The 23,233-nt window shown below is 39.7% G+C and carries 26 protein-coding genes and 1 pseudogene; 18 read left to right on the top strand and 9 right to left on the bottom strand.

Going from position 1 to position 23,233, the window contains the following annotated elements:
• Positions 1–7: 7 nt before the first annotated feature.
• From ACIQXN_RS11165 to ACIQXN_RS11150, 4 genes are all read right to left on the bottom strand, one after another.
• The gene (locus ACIQXN_RS11165) at positions 8–1,228 is read right to left on the bottom strand and encodes an MFS transporter (protein WP_402966277.1); all 1,221 of its coding nucleotides are present in this window, start codon (positions 1,226–1,228) and stop codon (positions 8–10) included.
• A 151-nt stretch (positions 1,229–1,379) separates the two neighbouring features.
• Positions 1,380–1,970 (bottom strand): TetR/AcrR family transcriptional regulator, encoded by a 591-nt coding sequence (locus tag ACIQXN_RS11160; RefSeq protein ID WP_402966275.1) that lies wholly within the window; start codon positions 1,968–1,970, stop codon positions 1,380–1,382.
• Between the two features lie 158 nt (positions 1,971–2,128).
• Positions 2,129–3,538, bottom strand: coding sequence for a hypothetical protein (locus ACIQXN_RS11155; RefSeq protein ID WP_402966273.1), 1,410 nt, complete (start codon positions 3,536–3,538; stop codon positions 2,129–2,131).
• Positions 3,539–3,800: 262 nt separating this feature from the next.
• Positions 3,801–4,631: a TetR/AcrR family transcriptional regulator gene (locus ACIQXN_RS11150; RefSeq protein ID WP_402966271.1), complete on the bottom strand. Its 831-nt coding sequence runs from the start codon at positions 4,629–4,631 to the stop codon at positions 3,801–3,803.
• Positions 4,632–4,726: 95 nt separating this feature from the next.
• Here ACIQXN_RS11150 and ACIQXN_RS11145 point away from each other — a divergent pair, with 95 nt between their 5' ends.
• The 6 genes from ACIQXN_RS11145 to ACIQXN_RS11120 all read left to right on the top strand — a co-directional run bounded on the left by ACIQXN_RS11145 (position 4,727) and on the right by ACIQXN_RS11120 (position 12,258).
• Positions 4,727–7,810, top strand: a complete 3,084-nt coding sequence (locus tag ACIQXN_RS11145; RefSeq protein ID WP_402966269.1) for an efflux RND transporter permease subunit — start codon at positions 4,727–4,729, stop codon at positions 7,808–7,810.
• Between the two features lie 308 nt (positions 7,811–8,118).
• Positions 8,119–8,550, top strand: a complete 432-nt coding sequence (locus ACIQXN_RS11140) for a T7SS effector LXG polymorphic toxin (protein WP_402966267.1) — start codon at positions 8,119–8,121, stop codon at positions 8,548–8,550.
• Positions 8,543–8,689 (top strand): hypothetical protein, encoded by a 147-nt coding sequence (locus ACIQXN_RS11135; RefSeq protein WP_402966265.1) that lies wholly within the window; start codon positions 8,543–8,545, stop codon positions 8,687–8,689. The genes ACIQXN_RS11140 and ACIQXN_RS11135 overlap by 8 nt, the downstream gene beginning before the upstream one ends.
• A gap of 20 nt (positions 8,690–8,709) precedes the next feature.
• Positions 8,710–9,054, top strand: a complete 345-nt coding sequence (locus tag ACIQXN_RS11130; protein WP_402966263.1) for a tRNA-Val4 — start codon at positions 8,710–8,712, stop codon at positions 9,052–9,054.
• A gap of 716 nt (positions 9,055–9,770) precedes the next feature.
• Positions 9,771–10,835: a C45 family autoproteolytic acyltransferase/hydrolase gene (locus ACIQXN_RS11125; RefSeq protein WP_402966261.1), complete on the top strand. Its 1,065-nt coding sequence runs from the start codon at positions 9,771–9,773 to the stop codon at positions 10,833–10,835.
• Between the two features lie 253 nt (positions 10,836–11,088).
• Positions 11,089–12,258 (top strand): MFS transporter, encoded by a 1,170-nt coding sequence (locus ACIQXN_RS11120; RefSeq protein WP_402966259.1) that lies wholly within the window; start codon positions 11,089–11,091, stop codon positions 12,256–12,258.
• A 53-nt stretch (positions 12,259–12,311) separates the two neighbouring features.
• Here ACIQXN_RS11120 and ACIQXN_RS11115 read toward each other — a convergent pair whose 3' ends face one another.
• Positions 12,312–13,070 (bottom strand): CPBP family intramembrane glutamic endopeptidase, encoded by a 759-nt coding sequence (locus ACIQXN_RS11115; protein WP_402966257.1) that lies wholly within the window; start codon positions 13,068–13,070, stop codon positions 12,312–12,314.
• A gap of 319 nt (positions 13,071–13,389) precedes the next feature.
• Between ACIQXN_RS11115 and ACIQXN_RS11110 the strand changes: the two genes are divergently transcribed.
• The 7 genes and pseudogenes from ACIQXN_RS11110 (at position 13,390) to ACIQXN_RS11080 (ending at position 17,195) form a co-directional block, all read left to right on the top strand.
• Positions 13,390–14,559: an LL-diaminopimelate aminotransferase gene (locus tag ACIQXN_RS11110; protein ID WP_402966255.1), complete on the top strand. Its 1,170-nt coding sequence runs from the start codon at positions 13,390–13,392 to the stop codon at positions 14,557–14,559.
• Between the two features lie 43 nt (positions 14,560–14,602).
• Positions 14,603–14,740, top strand: a complete 138-nt coding sequence (locus tag ACIQXN_RS11105; protein ID WP_402966656.1) for a hypothetical protein — start codon at positions 14,603–14,605, stop codon at positions 14,738–14,740.
• Positions 14,707–15,108, top strand: coding sequence for a DUF2332 family protein (locus ACIQXN_RS11100; RefSeq protein ID WP_402966253.1), 402 nt, complete (start codon positions 14,707–14,709; stop codon positions 15,106–15,108). The genes ACIQXN_RS11105 and ACIQXN_RS11100 overlap by 34 nt, the downstream gene beginning before the upstream one ends.
• 48 nt (positions 15,109–15,156) lie before the next feature.
• Positions 15,157–15,425 (top strand): annotated as a pseudogene (locus ACIQXN_RS11095) (hypothetical protein); the annotation flags it as partial.
• Positions 15,426–15,439: 14 nt separating this feature from the next.
• The gene (locus tag ACIQXN_RS11090) at positions 15,440–16,087 is read left to right on the top strand and encodes a uridine kinase family protein (RefSeq protein ID WP_402966251.1); all 648 of its coding nucleotides are present in this window, start codon (positions 15,440–15,442) and stop codon (positions 16,085–16,087) included.
• Between the two features lie 163 nt (positions 16,088–16,250).
• Positions 16,251–16,688 (top strand): MarR family winged helix-turn-helix transcriptional regulator, encoded by a 438-nt coding sequence (locus ACIQXN_RS11085; protein ID WP_402966249.1) that lies wholly within the window; start codon positions 16,251–16,253, stop codon positions 16,686–16,688.
• 96 nt (positions 16,689–16,784) lie between these two features.
• Positions 16,785–17,195, top strand: coding sequence for a DoxX family protein (locus ACIQXN_RS11080; protein WP_402966247.1), 411 nt, complete (start codon positions 16,785–16,787; stop codon positions 17,193–17,195).
• Positions 17,196–17,469: 274 nt separating this feature from the next.
• On the opposite strand, the gene ACIQXN_RS11075 is transcribed toward ACIQXN_RS11080, so the two are convergent.
• On the bottom strand, positions 17,470–17,709 hold the full coding sequence (locus ACIQXN_RS11075; protein ID WP_402966245.1) for a hypothetical protein: 240 nt from the start codon (positions 17,707–17,709) through the stop codon (positions 17,470–17,472).
• A 177-nt stretch (positions 17,710–17,886) separates the two neighbouring features.
• Between ACIQXN_RS11075 and ACIQXN_RS11070 the strand changes: the two genes are divergently transcribed.
• From ACIQXN_RS11070 to ACIQXN_RS11055, 4 genes are all read left to right on the top strand, one after another.
• On the top strand, positions 17,887–18,603 hold the full coding sequence (locus ACIQXN_RS11070; RefSeq protein ID WP_402966243.1) for a hypothetical protein: 717 nt from the start codon (positions 17,887–17,889) through the stop codon (positions 18,601–18,603).
• 24 nt (positions 18,604–18,627) lie between these two features.
• Positions 18,628–19,035, top strand: coding sequence for a GntR family transcriptional regulator (locus tag ACIQXN_RS11065; protein ID WP_402966241.1), 408 nt, complete (start codon positions 18,628–18,630; stop codon positions 19,033–19,035).
• 60 nt (positions 19,036–19,095) lie between these two features.
• A complete protein-coding gene (locus ACIQXN_RS11060) occupies positions 19,096–19,761 on the top strand; it encodes an ATP-binding cassette domain-containing protein (RefSeq protein ID WP_402966239.1) in 666 nt (221 codons plus the stop codon).
• Positions 19,762–19,955: 194 nt separating this feature from the next.
• Complete coding sequence (locus ACIQXN_RS11055; RefSeq protein WP_402966237.1) at positions 19,956–20,228, top strand: phage holin; 273 nt, start codon at positions 19,956–19,958, stop codon at positions 20,226–20,228.
• An 81-nt stretch (positions 20,229–20,309) separates the two neighbouring features.
• On the opposite strand, the gene ACIQXN_RS11050 is transcribed toward ACIQXN_RS11055, so the two are convergent.
• The gene (locus ACIQXN_RS11050) at positions 20,310–20,747 is read right to left on the bottom strand and encodes a DUF5391 family protein (RefSeq protein WP_402966235.1); all 438 of its coding nucleotides are present in this window, start codon (positions 20,745–20,747) and stop codon (positions 20,310–20,312) included.
• A 187-nt stretch (positions 20,748–20,934) separates the two neighbouring features.
• On the opposite strand from ACIQXN_RS11050, the gene ACIQXN_RS11045 reads away from it, so the two are divergent.
• Positions 20,935–21,417: a C40 family peptidase gene (locus tag ACIQXN_RS11045; RefSeq protein WP_402966233.1), complete on the top strand. Its 483-nt coding sequence runs from the start codon at positions 20,935–20,937 to the stop codon at positions 21,415–21,417.
• A 61-nt stretch (positions 21,418–21,478) separates the two neighbouring features.
• Here ACIQXN_RS11045 and ACIQXN_RS11040 read toward each other — a convergent pair whose 3' ends face one another.
• Positions 21,479–22,027, bottom strand: coding sequence for a GDYXXLXY domain-containing protein (locus tag ACIQXN_RS11040; protein ID WP_402966231.1), 549 nt, complete (start codon positions 22,025–22,027; stop codon positions 21,479–21,481).
• Positions 22,017–23,078: a DUF2157 domain-containing protein gene (locus ACIQXN_RS11035; protein ID WP_402966229.1), complete on the bottom strand. Its 1,062-nt coding sequence runs from the start codon at positions 23,076–23,078 to the stop codon at positions 22,017–22,019. Before ACIQXN_RS11035 ends, ACIQXN_RS11040 begins: the two co-directional genes overlap by 11 nt.
• Between the last annotated feature and the right edge of the window lie 155 nt (positions 23,079–23,233).

Here is a 23,233-nt window from a genome sequence, read left to right as displayed (position 1 = left end):
TTTTATCTTACAAGGTATGTGCTACTTTTTCTTTTTTTTCAGTGCGTGGAGCGACCAACATCCCGAATACAGGAATGACGGCAAGGGCGATGATGAGGGCGGATAAACCGAAAACGATAAAGAGCGAAGTCATTTTCAGCAACAGACCAGAAACTGCCGTCCCGATTAAGAGAAATAGAATGAAGAAGGGCGTGATGAAGCCATTTGTCCTGCCGATGAATCTTTCTTCCACAAGTTTAATCATCATGGTGCTTAAGAGGATTTGCATGAACGCTAGCATGAAGGCTGTGATGAATCTCATCGTAGCCGTTAAAAGAAAGGAAGTGGACATCACTTCGATAACGGTAGAGAGAGCCAACAAGACGAATGTACCAACAAACGTCGCTTTCACATTTAGCTTATTAACGAGAGTGGCTGCGATGATTCCTCCTATCAGCATGCCGGCACCCGCAGTGGAGGTTAACCATTGCAGAGTTTCCCTCGGCAATTGCAGCCTGTCAGTGATCAGGAAAACCTCTAGCGGTTGCACCAAGCCCGATCCGAGTCCTAAGAAGCAGAAAATCATGGCTATCCTTTTTAAATTATGGTTGTGAAGTACGTAGTGAAAGCCTTGTTTAATTTCAATAAGGACCGTCGAGTGAACCTGCTTCTCTTGCTTTGCCGTTTTCGGTAAAAACAGCGTGATGGCAGTGGAAATCCCGAATGTGACAACCAATAAGGAAAGTGAAGCGGAAATGCCGAATTTCGAGTAAACAGCCGTCCCGATTATAGGTCCTAGAATCAAGAATAGGGAACCTAGACTCTGTATGATGCCGATTGCCGAACCGACTTGATCCTCTGCTATGTGTCGTTTGAAGACCTTGGCGGAAGAAGGCTGTGAAAACTGGGAAACGATTGCTGATACGAATGTGGCAAAGAAAACGGCTTCCCACATCCCGTATGAGATGAAAAGAAGGATGACCAGGATGGACGCCATGCTCAGCAGCCCGCCATTTATGATGGTTTTCTTCGGATCCCAACGGTCTGCAAAAGTTCCGCCTATAAACGAAAACAAGAAGATGGGAGCATATTCGATGACGGTAATCAGTGAAATTGCGACGGGATCTTGAGTCGTTTTTTCAATGATGTAAAACAAAACGGCCATATTTCGAATCCATATGCTGATTTGATCGAGCATATCCGAACTTAACATGATCCAGAACACCTTATTCTTCAATAATTTATTCATTCGTACCCAGCTCCTTCTTTAATAATCTGACCGTTCGGTTTACAAATTCGCAAAAAAAATGGTTCTAAACGAGGTAAAGGAAAAAAGCATAGAGAGCGGAGAAACATCCTTTCAGCTTGAATAGCTAAGCATGAAAGGGATGTTTGCTCATCTACTGTTTTGAAATGCCTTTTAAAAAGACATCGACGCTTTTAAGATACAGTCTCCTGATCTCTGGAAATTCCATCTCGTAATAGGTGGCACTTAATCCGGCGTGCATGCCAAAGAGAATGTACATAAGGTCTTTGGGATTATCTTCGATGAAGGCGCCTTCTTTTATCCCCTGATCTATTACGGCTTCATACGTGTCATAATACTGACTTCGATAAATTTCTAAAATCTGTGCAAAAATCTCTGGGTCAGCCGTTTCGCTCCCGCCAAATTCTTCAGCAGCTCTGATTAAAGGACTCTGCAAGTCTTCAAGATAATGGTCAGCCAATGCATATAACTTCTCCACACTCGTGCTGTAGTTCTGTTGCTTGATGTTCCAGGCACGCTTCCATTCGTTGGCGTTATTCTCAACGATGTACAAGAAAAGTTTTTCCTTGCTTTTGAAATGATAATAAATGCTGCCTTTACTGCTTTCGGAGACGTTTGTGATGTCTTCCATCGATGTAGCGGCGTATCCTTTTTGGGCAAACAATTTTTCTGCTTCTTTAGCTATTTTAAGCTTAGTGGGAGAGGGGGTAGTTTGTTGTTTCATGTTTAATAAGCCTCCAAAATATAAACTGAACGTTCGGTCTACAATTAGAATAACCTAATTACCTATAATTGTAAATGTTGTTTTTTATTCTACTAAATAAAAAATGCCAGCGTCCACCTGTACAAATCCGGTGCTCACTGACACAATTTTTTTCGAAATCAAATCATAAACATCGCCACAATCGTCGTCACGAACAAACCGATGCATACCGGAAGCAAGTTTCGGCGGGCCAGTTCGAAGGGACTGACGTTACAGATGGCTGCCGCTGGGATGAGTGCCCATGGAATCAAGGTTCCGCCGCCCACCCAGATGGCCGTGATTTGCCCGAGTGCAGTCAAGGTGGCCGTGCCACTTCCAATCGCGGTTCCGAATAGGTTCGCGACCGATCCGGCCAGGGAAATGCCTGAAAACCCGGAACCATCCAGGCCAGTGATTGCACCGATGCCTGTCAACGTGACCGCGGCTATCTCTTTCGTCAATGGCACGGAGGCGGCGAGTGCGGCGCCAAGGTCATTGACGATGCCAAGCGATGCTTTTGGTAAGTAATCCCCGATGATTTTAATGAAACCTGAATCGCCCAGATAAAAGAAAGCGGCAATCGGTATGACCGGTCCGAAAACCTTGAAACCAAACTGAAAACCTTGAATCAAGTAGCTTGTTGATTTTTCAAGACCCTCATGGCCATGTGCAACGAGAGACAAAATCAGCAAGATAAAAACCGCAGTCCCGCCAACCAATGCTGTCGCCTCGCCGCCTTGTAATTTCAGAAGCCAAAGAGTGACGACATCCAGTAAAAAGGTCAATGGGATGAATAAGGCAAAAAACTTCTTTTGTCCCATCGTCAGTAAATCTTCATTCATCTCATCCTTGTCTTGGTCGCTTTCCTCTTTTTCTGTAGGCAGGATCCGTCCAAGCCGCATATCCCGCTTTAAAAAGATGAACGCTGAAACAGTGGTCACGACGCCCATGGTAATGACGAGCGGGATGCTGGCTGAAATGACGTCGCCGACCGGAATTGAAGCCGCATCAGCCGTCAGTTTTGGTGCTGCCTGAATGACGAAATCGCCCGAAAGCGCAATGCCGTGACCGAATAAATTCATCGCCATCGCCACGCCAAGTGCCGGCAATCCTGCCCGTAATGCGACCGGAAGCAGCACGGCCCCAAGCAAAGCGACCGCAGGAGATGGCCAGAAAAACCAGGAGATGCCCATCATTACGATTCCAATCACCCAAAAAGCGAGTGTGGGGTTTTTAATGAATCTAGCAAAAGGGGCAATCATGACATCATTGATACCGGATCTCGTCAAGACAGTACTCATGGCAACAATGATGGAGATAATTAAAATGGTCGACATTAATTCTGTAATGGCATACGTGAAACTATTGAACACACCGCTGATGGAGGAAGCTAAACTGCCTGTAGAGACGAGTGCCAAAATGAAGATGCCAACGATGCAAATGAGGGTGGTATCCCGACGCTTTACCATAAATCCGATAATCAACACGATGAATAATACATAAATCCAATGGAGAGCCGTCAATCCCATGCCATAATCCATCTCCCTCATAATCTTCCTCATACAGATTATGAAGGGGAGCCCAATTTGTGAGTTGTTTTAAAAAAGTCATAAATCGGACTTGTTGGTTAGCTGTCCAAGCAATTGTTGAAAAAAAGACAAGAATGGAGAACATTCAAATGAAAGAAAATTAGAAACACATGATAAAATAAATAGAGGGTGTTAATAATTGGATCTAAGAATGAATATAAAGAGTAAGTGCATAGAAAAAAGGCAGAAAGCTTCATTCAAAGCGTTCCCACCTTCTTTAAGGTTAAAAATTATAATACTGACGCAGTAAATAGGCTAGGTACTTGCAATGTGGATGAGCGTGAAGGTTCTCCAGTAATCCTTTTATGATGGCCAGTCCGTAAGTTTGTTCAATCAATTGCTCCTTGAGGAGGAGTAAGGATTCTTTTTCTATGGACTCATCGATTTCCTCAATTTTATTATTCATAAGATCGAGTAGCTGTTCCTTTGTCATTTCTTCGCACGTGAAAGGACTGATTATTTCCGTCAATTCTTGAGAAATGAATGCAATGGTCGTATGTCTTGCCAGTATATTTGTTTTTTCTACAAGGGATTGTGAGAGACGGACTAAATCCAAAGGTATATTATAGAATAAAAATAAAACAGAATATTGTTGCAAAAACCCTTTTATACAATAGGTTAAATCATATTTCGTTTGAATGATATCGTTCCCATACAGCCGTTCAACCAACGAAAGAATATTCTTTTCATTAATTCTTTCATAGTATTGGATTTTTTTTATAAGCTCTTCATTTAATGATTGTGCTTGTTCTTTAAAAATTATTTTAGCGAAGTCTGAATGGTTCAAATAAGATTTAAACGAGGTGTAGTAGAATTCGTATAAAAGGTCTTCGTCTGCTGTATTTTTGACTACATGGTCAATATCCGAGATGAGTTGCATCATAAAATAATCGACCAATGCTATAATCAACTCATCTTTCGATTTGAACGATAAATAAAAGGCACCCTTTGAAATGCCGCAATGATCGGTGATCTGTTGGACGGATGTTGCGTTAAACCCTTGTTTAGCAAAGAGTTCAATGGCCGTTTCCATTATTAATTCCTTTTTAATCATTTCATTCGCTCCTAGGTCATATTGTTGACAAATGACTAATTAGTCATTAGTATAAGTAAATATGTTTGATAAGTCAATTAAGGGTAGGTGTAAAGGTGAGAGGTTTAGTCAATTTTGTTCTAAGGAATAAGCTAGCAGTGTGGTTACTAACAATTATTATTACGGTATCTGGTATTTATTCTGGTACACAAATGAAAACGGAGACAATCCCAGATATTACAATTCCCTATTTAACGGTGATGGGTGTATATCCTGGAGCGACTCCAGAGAAAGTGATGGATGAGGTCTCGATACCATTAGAGGAAGCGGTTGAGGGGCTTGAGGACGTGAAAGCCGTTTATTCCAATTCATATTCCAACATGGCCAATCTTCAAGTGGAATACGAATATGGGATTGATATGGATGAGGCGAAGCGTGCTCTAGAATCGGCAGTTGACGGAGTAAAGTTACCGGATAACGCAGAAGAGCCGACAATTACAGCCATCAGCTTAAACATGATGCCTGTTGTGGCATTGAGTGTAAGCAGTACAAAAGAAGATATCGTTGAATTAACGTCAACCGTTGAAGATAGTTTACTTCCGAAAATCGAGAAAATCGATGGAGTTGCTTCGGCCACTACCACTGGCCAGCATATAGAAGAAGTGGAATTAACGTATGACGAAGCGAAAATGGCTAAACTGGACCTTACGGAAGATAAGGTAAAGGAAATGATTCAGGCAAGTGATTTAGCTGTTTCATTAGGCCTTTACGAATTTGAAGAAGGAGAACAGGCCGTTTCAGTAGACGGTAAGTTCATGACAGTTAAAGAATTGAAGGGAATGCTTATTCCTGTAACACCATCAGCTAGCAATCCAGCACCATTTGTGAAACTTAGCGATATTGCTAAAGTGGAGCTAGTAGGGAAAGAAGAATCGGTATCACGTACGAACGGTGAAAATGCAATTGCCATTCAAATTGTCAAAGGGCAGGAAGCAAACACAGTTGACGTGGTTAACGATGTGAAAGAACTAATTAAAGAGGAAGAGAAAAAAATCGATGGTCTTGTTGTCGATGTCAGTCTTGACCAAGGGGAACCCATTGAGGAATCCGTTTCGACGATGATAGAAAAAGCGCTATTCGGTGGTTTAATTGCGATATTAATCATCCTTTTATTCCTAAGGGACATTAAATCGACGATCATTTCAATCATTTCAATTCCTGTTTCGATCTTTATGGCCTTCCTAATCTTAAATGGCTTGGGAATCACATTAAATATCATGACACTGGGTGCGATTACGGTTGCCATCGGACGTGTAATTGATGACTCGATCGTCGTTGTTGAAAATATTTACCGACGCATGCATTTAAAAGATGAAAAGTTAACGGGTCGTGCATTGGTGCGCGAAGCGACAATCGAAATGTTCAAACCAATCCTGTCATCAACTTTAGTAACGGTTGCGGTATTCGCTCCGCTTATCTTCGTTGGCGGTATGGTAGGCGAACTGTTCACGCCGTTCGCATTAACCATGACATTTGCCCTTTTGGCTTCGTTAGTCGTCGCCATCACAATTGTTCCGGCATTATCTCACTTCCTGTTTAAGAAAAAGTTATATGGTGAGAAGACCGAAAGCAATCATAAAGAGGTTGGCAAATTAGCTAATGGATATAAACGTGTTCTTAGATGGACATTGAATCATAAAGTGATCACTTCAATCATATCTGTGGTTCTATTAGCCGGCAGTTTGGCCTTAACGCCATTAATCGGTTTTAGTTTCTTAGGTAGCGAAGAAGAAAAAGTGATGTACTTAACCTACACACCAGAACCAGGGGAGCTTAAGGACGAAACATTAGCGAACCTTGAAGTGGTGGAAGAAAAGTTACTAAAACGTGACGAGGTTGATATTGTTCAGTTATCCGTAACAGAGGATGGCGATTCCATGGCTGCCATGATGGGCGGCGGCGGAAGCGGTGCCCTCATGTACCTGATCTTTGACCCGGACATGGAAAACTTCCCGGAAGTACGGGAAGAGATTGAAGAATATGTCTTCAATATTGGTCAATCAGGCGAATGGAAGAGCCAGAACTTCTCGTCTATGTCTGTGGCGAGTGATGAAGTCAGCTACACGTTCTACAGTGAAGATTTAGGTAAATTAAATGACGCTGTTAAAATAGTAGAAGGCGTTATGAAGAAAAAAGACGGCTTAAAGGACGTTTCTTCTAGTACAGAGGATGCCTATGTTGAATATACATTCAAAGTAGAACAAGATGAATTATTGAAGTATGGATTAACAACAGCTCAAATCGTCGGGATGTTAAGCCCTTCTACTAAACAAGAAGTATTAACAACCATCGAAAAAGACGGTGAGGCAGTAGAAGTCATCGTTCAGCAAGATCAAGACGAACAGCCAAAATCAATTGATGATATGTTGGCCCAAAAAGTACCGACAGCAACAGGCACGACGATGAAACTATCTGATTTGGTCACGGTTAAAAAAGGAACCACATTGAATACATTGGCCCGTAGTAAAGGTGAATACTACGCTACTGTTTCAGGAACAATCACAGATAAAGATATTTCAAAGACTACTTCTAATGTAGATAAAGCCATTGATAAATTAGACTTACCAAAAGGCGTGACAGTCGATGTAGCTGGTGTAGCCGCGGATATGTCAGAAACATTTACCCAACTTGGTTTAGCCATGATCGCGGCAATCGCAATCGTGTACTTCATCCTTGTTGTCACATTCCGTGAGGGTGTCGCACCATTTGCTATCCTGTTCTCCTTACCGTTTACGGTCATTGGTTCATTTGTTGGCTTATTAATCGCTGGTGAAACGATCTCGGTATCAGTCATGATGGGACTTCTCATGTTAATTGGTATCGTTGTAACCAATGCCATCGTACTGGTAGACCGGATTATTCATATGGAACGTGATGGTATGAATATGCGCGAAGCCATTCTAGAAGCTGGCGCAACTCGACTCCGTCCAATCCTGATGACGGCCATTGCAACCATTGGAGCATTAATGCCATTAGCATTCGGCTCAGGCGGCGGAGGTTTAATATCAAAAGGCCTTGGTATTACTGTAATTGGTGGGTTAGCAAGTTCAACATTATTAACATTGCTCATCGTTCCAATCGTTTACGAAGTATTATCAAAACTATTCAAGAAAAAACGTAATGAAATAGACGAAAACTAATAGTAGCCCTGCAGGATGATGATCATCTTGCGGGGCTTTTTTTGTGGATATTTCCCTTGGTAATAAATAGATTGTCTCCTTAAAAGGTAAGAGTTGAGAAAATGCATTTTTAAATTTTATTATGCTTTTCAGTTAAATACACCTAGGTATTTAGGATTAATTGTTTTGTGAACCCTTCTTATTTCTTGAGAGAAACTACATATTCTTCTACAATGCAAAAAAAGCACCAAAATTTTACATTTAAAAAGAATTTATCAAGGGGTAGTAAAAACAAAAAAAGATATGAGTATTGGAAGGGACCTTTAAGGATGACAAAGATATATGAATCTCAAACACTGGTCAATGCCATGGAAATTCGAGTGGGTCAATATAAGGACCTGAAAGAACAACTCACGGATTTAAAGAAAGAATTTAATGGCATCGTGAACCTGGATGAGGAGTTCCAGGGCCAAGGTGCGGCTGCCATTAAAGGTTTTTACAGAGCTCAGGTGGATGTAGTAGAGGCCTGGTTGGGATTGATTGACCGTCATATTGCTTTTTTTAACAGCATTCCAGGAGATATTATCGATGCCGACCTCAATGAAAGTATTGTTACAGTCCCTTTTCTAGAAGAAGAGTTGGTAACGGCTAATCATAATGCTAAAGAAATGGTCCGCGCTCAGAAAACGGATTTAAAAGCAATCTTAGATTGCATATTCGACTTTTTTTCCAAAAGATTGGGACAGAGTAAAGGTGAATAAAGCTATAAGTGAGGCTTTTGAAAATAAAACAAGAGAAGGAAATAGATACGTTGGCAGAACTTCTTCAGGAATTGATATAGGGTTGTTTTTAAAAAGTGATGGCTCAATAGCCACTGCATTTCCTTTATATAAAAATTAAATATTGGGAGTTAATCTACTGTGAAATATACGTATGAATTTAAAAGGAACCCGTTGGGGTATCTAAGAATAATCCTATCACAAGAAATTAATCTTTTCTCAGACTTTATTGAAGATATCACTTTTGAATCAGAAGTTGATGAGTATATTGATGTTGTTCAGAGAGTAATAGAAGGTGAATACGATGAGTTTGAAATAGAGGGGAATGCAACTAGTGTCTTAATAAGAAAAGATACGACAGTTCTTCATCACTTTTATATTTTTGAAAAGCCAAATGAAAATCAAATGGAGACGGAACAATTTAAAGAACTCTTGTTAATATGGAGAGAGAAAATTCCAGAAAGATATAGAGAAACCGATAATTAATTTTTACGTGAATTTTTTAAGTACTGAAACAGGTTAGGAATATTCATATAATATAGAAGGTACCCTATATTAATTGGTATCCTTTTATATTATATTGTTGATTTTCAGTGAAAATTTGATTTTAATCTATTAGATGGGAATCAGGAAAAGTATATTATTAATAAATATGTAGCTCTAGGTATCCTTCTTTTATTAAGGCGAGCTTGGAAGTTAACAATTATACTCAGCCATACATTAAGGCATTTAATTTTTACTATTTAAGACACGTTATATATATGAAGTAAAAGGGATATAATTTTGATGGTTATTTAACTCTATTAATTTTAGCTTATTTCTTTTTTATTCAAGACCAAGTACAGGAAGGTTTCTTAAAAAGCGTGTTAGATATGGCACTTGTTATATTAATGGGGCTTATGATCATAGATAAGTCTTTAGATTTATATTCTCGTTATCTATCATCGAAGAAGATTGTGGAAGGCTAAGTGACCATTGTTCCGAACGAAGTACCATCCTAGTGATGGTGCTTTTTTATGTAATCAAAGAGAGAGCAACGTAATGAAAAATAGGAAAGCTAGCCACACTTATAAAATAGGTATAAACCCATATTCTACCTAATGGTGAGCGCTTTCAAAATAAAAAGAATTAGTTCCTTTATTTTCAACAATACATCGAGTATCCTTAATGGATATATCACTAGGATAAAAGAGGGATAATTCGTGAAACACCTATACAGTGAAATCATACAATTCAGGGGTAAGCATTATGATTTTGGATACATGCAGGGCGAGATAATTAAGGACTCCCTTACTGTTAAAAATCGTGAAGATCAGTGGAAAGTAAGGCAGCCACGGTTTACGGTTGAAGAGGGAGAGGTCAAACAAGCGATCACCTCATTCGCGCCCGGTGTATGGGAAGAAATACTCGGGTTTCAAGAAGCATTAAAATGGCCGATGGAACGTGTCCTTCAGGAGTTCGGGGGTTATAGATTGGATTATGTTCGATCAGGCTGTTCAATCATGACCGGAGATTCTTATTTGGTTCGTAATTATGATTACCATCCGAAGACCTATGAAGGTCGCTATGTCCTATTTCAGCCAACCGATCAAGGCTATGCCAGTATTGGACCGAGCCAACGGGGTACTGGACGGATGGACGGGATGAATGAAAAAGGGCTAACGATCGGGTACAACTTCATGAACCGGAAAAATCCGGGAGATGGGTTCATTTGTTGCATGATTGGCAGACTGATTTTGGAGTCTTGCGCGAATGTCGAGGAAGCTGTAGCGATGTTGAAGGAAATTCCACATCGTCATTCATTTACGTACGTCGTCTATGATGGAAGCGGGAAGACCTATATCATCGAAACGTCCCCAAGAAGTGTGGAAGTACGGACTGCGACAGCCTGTACCAACCACTTTGAGATCCTGAAGCATGAAAATCGTCACCATCTTGTCGATTCTAAACGTCGACTGGACACTATCCACCAACAACAAGAGAGCATTTCAGATGCATACGAAGCATTTCGGTTGTTTAACGACACCAATCAGGGCGTTTTTTCTGAATTGTATAGCAGCTGGGCAGGGACGATTCATACGTCCGCCTATTTGCCGGGTGAAATGAAAGCCTGGATTGCGCTTGGCGGCAATCAAGAGCCTACGATTTTGGATTTTGCAAAATGGCTAGCGGGAGAAGATATTGAGAAGGAAAGAATTATGGGAGTCATTGATACAACCATCCCATTTGTACATATGGATGAAGGGGCAAATTGGTTCCGTGAGTAAGGAAGAGATGATGGAGGCTCAATCGAAGGATTGGGCTTCATTTTTTTTAGCGAATGTAATTTCGTGTGAATTTTTACATTACAGGGGATAATAGGGAAAGGGCAGTAGCTATTATTCTTAGAATACCCAAACGAGCATAGAAATGGGTTAGTGCTGATTTGGAAAAGGTTGTATGATAAACTGTTTTTAACTTGTTTGTTTACAAATAGTAAATGAAAAAAGATCTGCGAAATAGGGAATAGAAGGTGAAAGCATGGAAACAAAAAAGGTATTACCTGTTCTTTTTTTAGTGATGTTTTTGGTCATGGTCGGTTTTGGGATCATTATTCCCGTCATGCCTTTCCTGGCTGAAAAGGTTGGGGGCAGTCCGACAGAGCTTGGCCTGTTAATGGCTGTCTATTCGTTCATGCAATTGATTTTTGCGCCAATGTGGGGTCGCGTATCTGACCGGATTGGCCGTAAGCCGGTTATGATGATCGGGATCGCTGGCTTGGCTGTTTCGTTTTTCATCATGGCTTCGGCGGATTCTTTACTCGTCCTATTCATTGCCAGGATCGTCGGGGGTGCTTTATCTTCAGCCAATATGCCGACTGCCATGGCATATGTAGCCGATATTACGACGCCCGAGGAACGGGGAAAAGGGATGGGAATCATTGGGGCCGCTACAGGTCTTGGATTCATCTTCGGTCCTGCCATCGGGGGCATATTCTCAGAAACGAGTTTGAATATGCCATTTTACATTGCCGGGATTTCTTCCATCATTACGCTGCTTTTAGTCATGGCATTACTGAAAGAATCACTCACTGAAGAAAACAGATCGCATCGTACGGAAAAAAAAGCGTCTATGTGGAAATCCTTTAAAGGACCCATGAGCGTCATGTTCATCCTCCAATTGATCATTACACTTTCCATGGCAGGATTAGAGACGACGTTTGCGTATTTTGCAGCCCAAAAGGCCAATATCAGTCTTGTTCAATTAGGTTATATCTTTATGATCATGGGATTCGGTAGTGCGATTGTTCAAGGTGGATTGATCGGACCGATGACCAAGAAATTTGGGGAAGGGAACGTCATTCGCATCGGGATTGTCGTATCGGCGATTGGATTTGTGCTCATCCTGTTCTCGAAGGATTTCTGGACATCGGCGGTTTTCCTGACGATTTTCGGATTGGGTAACGGTGTCATCCGTCCCGCCATTTCAGCCCTGGTGACAAAAAATTCAACATCTGGGCATGGTGGTGTTACGGGGGTGCTTTCTTCCTTCGATTCTTTCGGCAGGATTGCGGGTCCTCCTATAGGTGGCTGGTTGTTCTCCATCTCCATTGGTTTACCCTTCATTGCCGGAGCGATTTTATCGATATTTGCATTGGGCCTTTATCAGGTTTTCCATGCTCGGAAACAACCGGTTGAAGCAACTATGTAAAGTCATCCAAAAGTTCAGGCCTTTCTGAGGTCTGAGCTTTTTCATTTTCGAAATTAGAGGATAAATCCGCTGTATACCATACCAATATTGATGACCAGATGAAACACGATACTTGGATAAATGCTGTTTGTTTTAAGCGTGATTACTGCATAAATGACTCCTGCAACTGAAATCAATAAACTGAAAGAGATAGAAAAACCGATGGCTAGATGGAGAAGTCCGAAACCGACACTCGTAACGATCATGGCATAGCCTGTGGACGTGAATTCCTTAAGAGCCGATAGCATAATTCCTCTCCAAATCACTTCCTCAACAACTGCATTAATCAGTGAAAAAAATAAACAGAACAATAATAGCGATTGAATATCCTCTAAATCTTTTTGAACAATAAAAAACAAATAGACCAATCCATTGACGATGATACCAATCAGCCAAAACCAAAATATATTAAGTGTATGAAACGGGAAGACGATGGGGTTATTCCAATCAGGTTTTTCATTAAACCAAGAAACTTTCTTTTTAAAGATTCGGTGGTTGAAGACTAGCGCTATAATGATGAAAATAAGAAAAAGACGATTAAGAATGATCTGCATTTCCTTTGAAATATCAATCATTTCAATGAGATGGTTAGAAACCATGAACATCAGAAAACCAACTAGAAACGATAACAGCAGCGATGTAAGAAATCGTTTTTCTTTATTGATCAATAACAAAACCGCTAACCCGATAAATACTAAAGATGTGAAAACTACTTGTTGATAGGAAATTGAAGCAATTCCTGTAAAAAATAGAAGGGCAAGAACAAGTAACATTACAAATCCTCCTTTCCGACTTGCGTACTAATTCTATTGTTATATATTCCTGCTTATATGAAATATTTCTAGTTTCATCTTATAGTAAATGTAAAATAGTGTAAATATTTAGCGGTTTTATGATATAACAAATCTACTAATTAATGTAAATGAGTGGTACGATATTTGTAAAATATAGATGAACACACGGATAGCTGGAAATGAAATATTAGATACATATAGCACGATTATTCGAACACTGTTCTTTTCTTAGAAAGCCTGATGAATTGGTGTTTGCTATCCTACTAGATAAAAAAAACGTGAATGAAGGGGAATGACTATGAATATCAATCCATCCATAAAAGTCGGAAAATTCGAAACGGGTATTTTCTCGGAGCTGGCGAGCCGGAAACAAAAAGCGATGAAGGAGGGCAGGGATGTCATTGATTTGAGTGTCGGAAGCCCGGATTTGCCTCCGCCTGACTTTGTAAGAGATACACTGGTGACATATGCAAAAGATCCCGCTGCCTACGGGTATACATTGAAGGGAATACCGGAATTCCATGATGCCGTTTGTTCATTTTACCGGCAACGTTATGGGGTGGAATTAGAACCGGAAAGGGAAGTTCTTCAGCTGATGGGATCACAGGATGGTCTTGCACACTTAGCGACTGCGATGATTGATCCAGGTGACTATGTGCTGGTGCCAGATCCAGGTTACCCAATATATGAAGCAAGTGTAAAACTTGCGGGCGGTGTGATGTATCCGATGCCACTTACAGAAGAAAACCATTTCCTTCCTCAGCTGAGTGAAATTCCGGTAGATATCTTGGCCAAGACGAAAATGATGATTCTCAGTTATCCAGGAAATCCAGTTACCGCCCTTGCAGATGCATCCTTTTTTACCGAGGTTGTCTCCTTTGCAAAAAGAAACGAAATTCTGGTGGTCCATGATTTTGCCTATTCAGAACTGATTTTCGATGATCATCCCCAAATTAGTTTCCTATCGATTCCGGGTGCGAAGGAGATCGGGATCGAATTCAATTCGCTTTCAAAAACGTTCAATATGGCCGGCTGCCGAATCGGATATGCGGTAGGAAATCCGGATGCCTTGGACATTCTCGGGACATTGAAGTCCCATATCGACTATGGGGTCTTTTATCCGATTCAAAAAGCAGCTGAAATGGCGCTAACATCCAACCTCTCGCTGCTGTCTGACCAGGTTAAAGTGTATGAGTCCCGTCGCGACGCATTGATTTCAGGACTGGAAAAAGGCGGATGGCACGTGCCAAAAACCGCAGCAACGATGTTCATTTGGGCCCGGATTCCGGCTGGGTGGAAGTCACGTGACTTTGCCTACGAGCTAATTGAAAAAGCCGGGGTTACCGTCGTCCCAGGAGATGCGTTTGGAAAGCAGGGTGAAGGATATGTTCGAATGGCCCTGGTTCAGCCGGAAGATAGATTGATTGAAGCGGCCGAACGGATAGGGGCGTTTTTAGTGTCAAAATGATGGAACTGACGTTACTTATGGAGATGAAGATTCTAGTGTTCAAATAATATCGGAATTTAAAGGAGAAAATCCTCCCCCATTTCTTTCTAAAAGTCCTCCCGTAGCACCAAAAGTGGGAGTTGATCTGCATATAAATGACCTAAGAAAATGTCAGAAGACTATTTATGGCTTAAATCATTAATTTGGCCAGAACACCAAGAAAGATTGGAGTTATTTGAGAGTGCTTTTAGGTGCTTCAAAGAAAACCCAGTCGAACTCATAGAAGGAGATAGGGTAACTTTACTTACAGGACTTGTCGAAACACTTCCTGAAGATTCGGTTATTTATATTTTCCATATGCATGTTGCCAATCAAAAGTCAGAGGATATAAGGTATAAAATTTTAGAGAAAATCAAAAGTATTGGAAGTCAAAGAGATATCTTTCAGATATATAATAATATATGGGATAGAAAGCTGCACCTTGATTATTTTATTGATGGTTGGGAATTTAATGAAACTGTTGGAGACACTGATGGCCATGGAAGATGGTTTGAGTGGGATATTCAATAAAATCAATTTGTTAAGCACAATAAATTAGAAAAGTCTCACGGGTTCCTCAGGCAGCTAAACAAGGCTCCAGAGTTTGCTGACGTGGAACATTTCGGCAATCATACCTTGCGGAAAACGTTTGGATACTGGTTTTATAAGGCACAAAGGATATGGCGATGTTGCAACGAATCTTGCATTATTCTCATCCTTCCGTTACCGTGCGTTATATCGGCATTACCGAAGAAGAAACGAATAACGTCTTAAAATCCTTTAGTGTATTTCACTATGACTCTGATTTGGCTATCAATTTCGTTGAAATAAGGACGGTATATAAGTAAAAAGGGAGAGAGTTATGGATAAGTTATTACAAAAAATCATAAATTGGGTCAGTTTGACTGATGAGCAGATTGTAATTGGCATTTCAGGACATGGTGCTGCTGGAAAAACAACGTTTGCCAATAGGCTCGTAAACCTACTAAATCAAAATGAAGTGAATTATATCAATACAGATCCATATATTGTTAGTTCTAACATACGAAAGCATGCAATTATTGACTATACATATCAAAACGAAAATCATCGTTATAAAGTGACGGCTTGCCATCCATCAGCGCATCATTTGCCTTCTTTAGAAAGAGATGTCCAGATGGTTAGAGATGGTTTAGATTTATATACGATAGATACGCATTATATGAAAAGTGAGTTGATTTCTTCTAAAAACAAAGTAACGATTATAGAAGGAATGAGTGTCGCATTTATTAATCCTGATTTATTTAATTTGAAAATTTACTTCTATACAGATGGTGAAACGGAATTAATGAGAAGATCGAGCCGTGACATCATTGAAAGGGGAACCGATATAAATTATTTAAGCCAATCCCATGAAGAACGTCGGATTCAGTACGAAGTCTTTATGCATCCGTACAGCCAGCGTTTTGATATTATTTTCAAAACTTCTGATGAAGCAATATGTCTAGAAAAAAATACATTTGAATTTTAATTCAGTTAACATACACCTCTTTTATCGTAATTTTCTGTTGAGACCCTCATAAAAGAGCGGCCATAAGGTACACTTTAAAGTAAGGGTATTTATGCATCATAGAGAAAAATATCTAGGAAACTTTAGTTTAATATAATACGAAACATGATAAGGATGTTGCTATATGAAAATTTCAATTAAAGATTACATGAGTATAATGATTCACCAAACCGATTTAACATTAACACGCTATATCAAAGCTAAGTTAGCACCCTTAAATATTGCGCCTGAACAGAACTTAATTTTGTTACTTCTTTGGGGAAAAGATGGACGGAGTCAAAATGAAATTGCAAAGAGTCTGCTTAAAGATAAAACAAATATCACCCGTATGTTAGATAATCTTGAAAAAAAAGAATTGATTACCAGACATGTTAATGAAAGTGATAGTCGATCGTATAACGTGTACCTCACTGAAAAAGGCATAAAATTAGGTGAACAAGTGTATCCCATTACGGAAGAATTCAATCGTATTGTGTGTTCTGGAATTACTAGTGAAGAATTACAAATAGCGAATAAGGTTCTTTTGAAAATCCAAAAAAATATAGAGTCGAATGCCAAGTAAAATGGGTTGCAAAGATAAACGAACTCCTTTATGATATAAATCATCAACATTTAGTTGCTATAGCAACTAAATGTTGAATTTCTGGAGGTGTTTATATTGGAAGGACTCGGTCTCTTAATTATACGAGTAATTGTTGGTCTATATTTTGCTGCACATGGAACACAGAAAGCATTTGGATGGTTTGGTGGTGGCGGACCTGCAGGAACAGGCGCATTTTTCGAACAAATTGGTATAAAACCAGGCAAACCAATGGCTATATTAGCTGGTGTAGGTGAATTGCTTGGAGGAATCCTTTTCTTATTGGGACTCCTTACCCCTTTAGCTGCCCTACTTATCATTATTCCGATGATTATAGCTATTAAAACCGTTCATGGAAAAAATGGTTTATTTTCTGATAAAGGCGGAATTGAATATAATTTGGTATTAATTGCTGTTGCATTAGGAATAGCTTTGTCAGGTGCAGGATCTATATCACTAGATGCTCTCTATGATATCAATTTTTGGTAAAGCATCGTATTCAAACAGAGTAGAGAACATATTCTTAAACTCCTATGAAAATTAGAAAGTTGTACCCAGACACCTCGTTAACATACTTCAACTTATCGGTTTATGAATTCTTAAATTTTGAAGCGATTTATATCGTTGCGATATGATTCTAATAGCGTATGCAAAATGTATGTTACCAGTAAAACGGCTTTAAACCGTTTTAATTTCAAACGTATGTGTTATAACCTAATCGAAGAAAAGACCGTTCATACACGTGAACGGTCTTTTCTTGTCTTTATTTCTTTGCCCATTTCTTTGGGACTAAATAAGCTAAAGTTGCAGCCATTGTCGCAATCAATAAAGTGGGGATTTGGGAACGGTCACCAAAGGTCACTTCCTGGGATAAAGTTTGGTTCAATTCCCGTGCATTGATCGATTCAGGTGTATATGTAGCCGTCAGTAATAAACCAGCTGAAATATTTAGAAAGACGAATAAAAATAAGAAACTCAAAATGAATAGCAGATACTTTTTCATGGTTCACCTCCTCTTTTATATACGACCTTTATTCTAAAAAAGTTCCAAAAAATGCTTTTATTCAGTGTATCAATCTTTTAATAAAAAAAGTAAATATATGGTTGATTATTGGGTGTTTTTAACATATAGTGTGTATATAGATATAAACACCATAACAATTAGAGAGGAGATTTGATAATGAATACTTGGAAAGAAGCTCTTTGGATAGCGAAACTCGAATGGAGGAAATCTTGGTTTGGCACACTTTGTTTATTCTTTGCCATGATTGTGATGTTTGTTTCATTTTCATGGGTTTTGGAAGCGGAGACTCAGCCACCATCGCTTTTAAACGATATTGTTTTTTTATTGATATTTGGTTGTGTAGCCTTTCTTGTACGGTCAAAAGATTTACAGCTTCAAAAGGTAGAGGGAGATGTCTGGGGTTCCCCATTTTTTATGATGTTAAATATGTTGCCTATCGAAAAGGACGTATTGATTAAAAGCCGGTTTGTTCAAATGTTGTTTCCTAGCCTGCCTTTTCAAATCTTGTTCTTTTTTCTCTATTCTCCAAGTCTCCTTAAATCCATGGATGTTTTGGAGTATGTTGCTTTTTCAATCATCTGGCTTGCTTTTGGAGTTACCGCTTCTTTTACCTTTGCGTTAAGTGATGTAGGAGACCGATTTCCTCCAATCAAGTTATTTATTTGTAGTGTAGCGTTTTATGCTGGAGTAACATTCGTGCTCGTATGGTTGAACACGAAGACGGATGCGGGAATAGTAGGCTGGACGACGATAGCCGCGAAGAATTTCCCAATCTGGTCGATACTTATTTCGGTAGGAGTGACGGTTGGGAGCTATTATTTCTCGAAGTATTATATGAAAAAGAAAATGATTCAAATAGATTATTTAAAATGATGATAGTCAGGGAGGAGAAATAGAGTGGAGCTGCCAGTTCGTTTATCAAAAGAATCACGAGTGCCAATTTATCATCAAATCACTGCTCAAATCCAAGCGTTGATAGCAAGCGGACAGCTGACTTCGGGTTCACCCTTACCGTCTATCAGGATGCTTTCGAAGGACCTGGAAATCAGTGCGATCACTACCCGCAGAGCATATCAGGATCTAGAAACGGAAGGGTTCATCACGACGATCCAAGGAAAAGGAACATTTGTTGCAGATGTAGAAGAAAGCCTTATTCACGACGTGAAAGTGAAATCCGTCCAGCAAGCGATGAAAAACAGCATTGAAGCTGCACTCCAACAAAACTATTCATTCAAGGAAATCGAGGCAATTTTTACGGATTTAATGGAAGATCTTAAAGCGGAAAAAGGGGAGGGAAAACCATGACTTGGTCGCTTGAAATTCAGTCTGTCAAAAAGAAAATCGAGGATTTTATGCTGGGACCGATTGGGTTCAAATACGAATCAGGAAGACGAAGCCTGGAAAAAACAAATTGCTTATCAGCCACAGACTTTGGTTGCCTATGATTCTTTTACAGGAAATGAATTATTGCAGCTATTTTCTAGATGGTATCCAACTTGGGATCAGGAATTGTTTGAGGAGATGATAGGAACTTTTGAGGTTTCCCTGAATAAAAAATATGGGAAAATGTCGCAGGGAAATCAGCAAAAGCTACTCGCTGCCCTTACTTTAGCGAAAAATGCCAAGCTATTAATCTTGGATGAACCAACGGCTTCCATGGACATTCTCTCTAAAAAGAGGTATATGGACTTTTTGATTAAGTGGATGGAAAGGGAAGAAAAAACAATCTTGATTTCGACCCACCAAATGGAAGATATCCGTAAACTTGCTGATTATCTGGTCTTTATAAATCATGGTAAATTGATCGGGCATTACGATAAGGATCAATTGGGGCAGCAATATAAACAGTTTTGGCTAACAGAGGACCTGCCGGCTTTCCCTATACCGGGGGAAATGGAAAGGAAAGGGGCGCGATCGGTTACTTCACATTCACCACTTGAAACAGAGGCTTTTTTTCAAAGGGAAAACATCCAGTGGCATACCGATGAATTCGTGGAACTGGAGGAAGCGGTCACCTACTTGTTGAAATAAGTCACAATCATGAACTTCTATAAGTCCATGAATAGAAGTTCTGTCTTTGGATAGAGCTTCTATTTTTCATTTCAAGAAAAAAATCTCTGAAAATGCTTAACCAAAAATGGACATGCCGCATACTATATAGCATGTCCGCACCATTACATGTTGTATCGTGGACATCATCATAGAAAAATAGGGGGCAGGGAATCATGATTAACTGGAAAGTGCGCCTTAAAAATCCTACGTTTATTTTCACTGTTTTATTGCCAGGGGTTTTGATGTTAGTGCAGATGGTTGCTGCGTTTATCAATAACTTCATACATCCGATTGGCTTTACCATCACGGAAGATGCGTTGAGCGGAGCTATGGGGATTATTAACTTCATTGCGCTTACCTTTTTTGGAATCGGTGGCGTGATCGACCATACCACTCAAGGTTTGGGTGACAGCGAAGAGGCAAAGCAATATCAGGATCCAAAATAATAGGACAAAGAGATACCTATGGAAGTAGGATAAACCAGAGGGCACCGTTTATTTATGTAACGGTGTCATCTGGTTTTTTGTTTAATGCTGGGTAGTCTCATCCATACCTCGATTCAATGTAGTCTTGGTCGTGTTAGAGAATGTCATGAAGAACCAAAACGTATTGACGAGCACATTCAATCCACTAACGATGATGACACCGATGAGTGATAGAGTGAAACCATTCATTGCACCAAAAAATAGTACGATGCCAATCATGGGTAACAATGCCAGTAATCCAAACGAGCAGAATACACCCATGACGTATTTCATCCACTCCAGGCCGATACCATACAGAAGCACTGGAATGATATAAAACACGAAAATCATCGCAATGGAAAGCCACATCCCGATAGAGTTGAATTGATTGGCGTTTGGACCCGTTTCCGATAAAGGTGACAGGGAACACATCACGATTACCATACAGAAAAGCAAGGCGGAAAATAAGGTCATTCCTATTATTTTATTTTTATTCTTCATAAAAACTCCCCCCATCGTTACATCATTCATTTACTATTATACATAAATTACCATTTTGTTAACATGCTTTTTCTGTGAACAATCGTAGGATATAGCTTTTTAGAAAAAAGGGGAAAGAAGTAATGAAAGCGAATGTACTACATATATTTAAAATTGTGTTTCATTTACAGATTGGGGGAGAAAAAAGATGAGTCTTAGATTAACTGTTTCAAAATGGCTTATTGCCGTACTTGCACTCGCGGCATTGTTGGTCGCGTTTGTGTTTAGTCCGGCCAATGCGTCGGCGTCGATTAATTACGGCGATGAAGTGGCTGCTGTGGCTGAGAGACAAGTGGGAAGCCCTTATAAATATGGCGGAACGACACCAAAAGGATTCGATGCAAGTGGACTCACTCAATATGTATATAAACAGGCGGCAACAAAAATGAAAATACCTAGAACAAGTGCGGAGCAGTATAAAAAAGGGAAAGCCGTAAAGCAAAAGAACTTAAAAACAGGTGATTTAGTGTTTTATGCTACAGGTAGCAAGAAAGGCAAGGTTTCCTTTGTCGGCATTTATAATGGGAACGGGACATTTGTCGGAACCACCACAAAAGGTGTGAAGGTCGTTAAAATGAGCGACAAGTATTGGGAAGATCGCTATGTCGGGGCTAAAAGGCTCATCAAGTAAAGTCAGAAAAACTACAATAAGCATAGGGAGCGTCTTATCCGATGCTCCCTATGCTTACTTTTTATTTATCTTTAGGGACGATGATTTCCTTCAATACCGCATTGCCATTTTTCACTTTCACTATCGCCCAAGCTGGTTTAGCGCTTACGGATTTTTCCAATTCCATTGCCTTTTCTTTAGGGGCGTAGAAATTATCCAAGCCATATTTAATGTGAATGGATGAAGCACTTTCTAAATCATAGGGAATTTGTAATTTTCCTTTGAGATACAAGGCTTTCTCCGGTTTTTCCTTCGATACATAATCGACGTTATATTGACCGTCATCACCCTGTTGTAAAGTTACATATACGTTTTTATAATCTCCGGCATACTTGCTTTTGAAGTCTGTCATCACCGTTTCATCGAGTTGGTCGAGAGCAACGGACTCGATCTCATACCCTAATGCTACATAGCTCCCCCTGAACAAATCCGTGGGGTCGATTGGAGCGGTCTTGATTTTGATCTCCTCACCAAACATAGTCGTCCAGAAAGGAGGGATCGCCAAGGCTACAAGAATCAAAACGGGTATGGCAAACACGATCAGCGGGCGAAAAATAGTATTATGGTTCAATGGATTCTCCTCCTTTTTTACGTTGTTTTTCAAAGAAGAAACCAAAAACAAGGAGCAAGAGACCGCCGACGATGAATAGTAGTGATTTTGGCAGAAACTCAAAGGAATCGGTATAGTATCTGAATATCAGAGCGCATATGATGACGATACTGGTCAAGCTTCCCTTTTGTATCAGGTAAAGCAGAAAAACAAAATAAGCTAAAGGGAACCATATGGCATACTCGTAAGTTAAAAAAATAGCTGTAATCCCGTGAAGGATATGTCCTTGGATGGCAGTGATTTTCTGCAACTTAAGCGGAACACGAATGTAAGTGAGCACGATTCCCAAGATGAAAAGAATCGAGAGAATGATTGTCTCGCTGTTATCCTCCACGAGCTTAGGCACGATTTCCATGAGGAAAAGGATGATGGTATTGATCGCTAAGCCGTTCATGATAAAGGATAGAAATCTAGGATAATTGAATTGCCTTACCAGATAATATAAAACAGGTAAAAAGATTAAAATGGCCAGTGGATAAGACGTTTCATCCAGAAAGATGCTGCCATTCAGGTAAATTAAAAGTAAGAAAGAAGTGAACAGAAGGATTGCGATATCCTTTAAATAATAACCGATACAGACGGCCCCAATTGCCCATAATAAAAAGGAACTGTTAAAGTTAATGCTGATATTAAACATCTGCTCGATTAAAAATATACCTGCCCCGAATATGAGAATCCCGGCATAATGCAAACTCCGGGAGGTCTTTGGAAAGCGGGTCCCCCATTTCACCCCTGCAAAGTTCACGCCAATCAAACAGACGATGATCAATAGAAATTTAAAGCCTTTACTTATATACATCCAGTTGCTGGCGACAAATGTCAAGATTCCTAGACCTAACAGAAGAGCCCCAATCGCTAATAGAATCGTGATGAAACTTAAACCGGCCCTCACATCATAGGAGGCTAGCATTCTTTTCTTTTCTTCCTCGGAAATGGTTCCGCCCCTTTGAAGATAGGTAAGTTCATGTTCAAGAAATTCATATTGTTTTTTTGTGATCACTTTTTTGATCAAGTCTATTCCTCCTTCCACACCTTTCTATTATATATATCGTATTCGATATTAGTTTTCAATATTTGTTAATTACCACTTGTCCTTTGAAAATATCACCTTTATTTTTTAGTGAGAATAGTAATGGTTTGCGTTTCCCAATTTTTATTATTTTTAAC

It is taken from the genome of Peribacillus sp. NPDC097295 (genome assembly GCF_044761665.1).
In the GTDB taxonomy this organism is placed as follows: domain Bacteria; phylum Bacillota; class Bacilli; order Bacillales; family DSM-1321; genus Peribacillus.
This window is presented reverse-complemented; position numbering and strand designations above follow the sequence as displayed.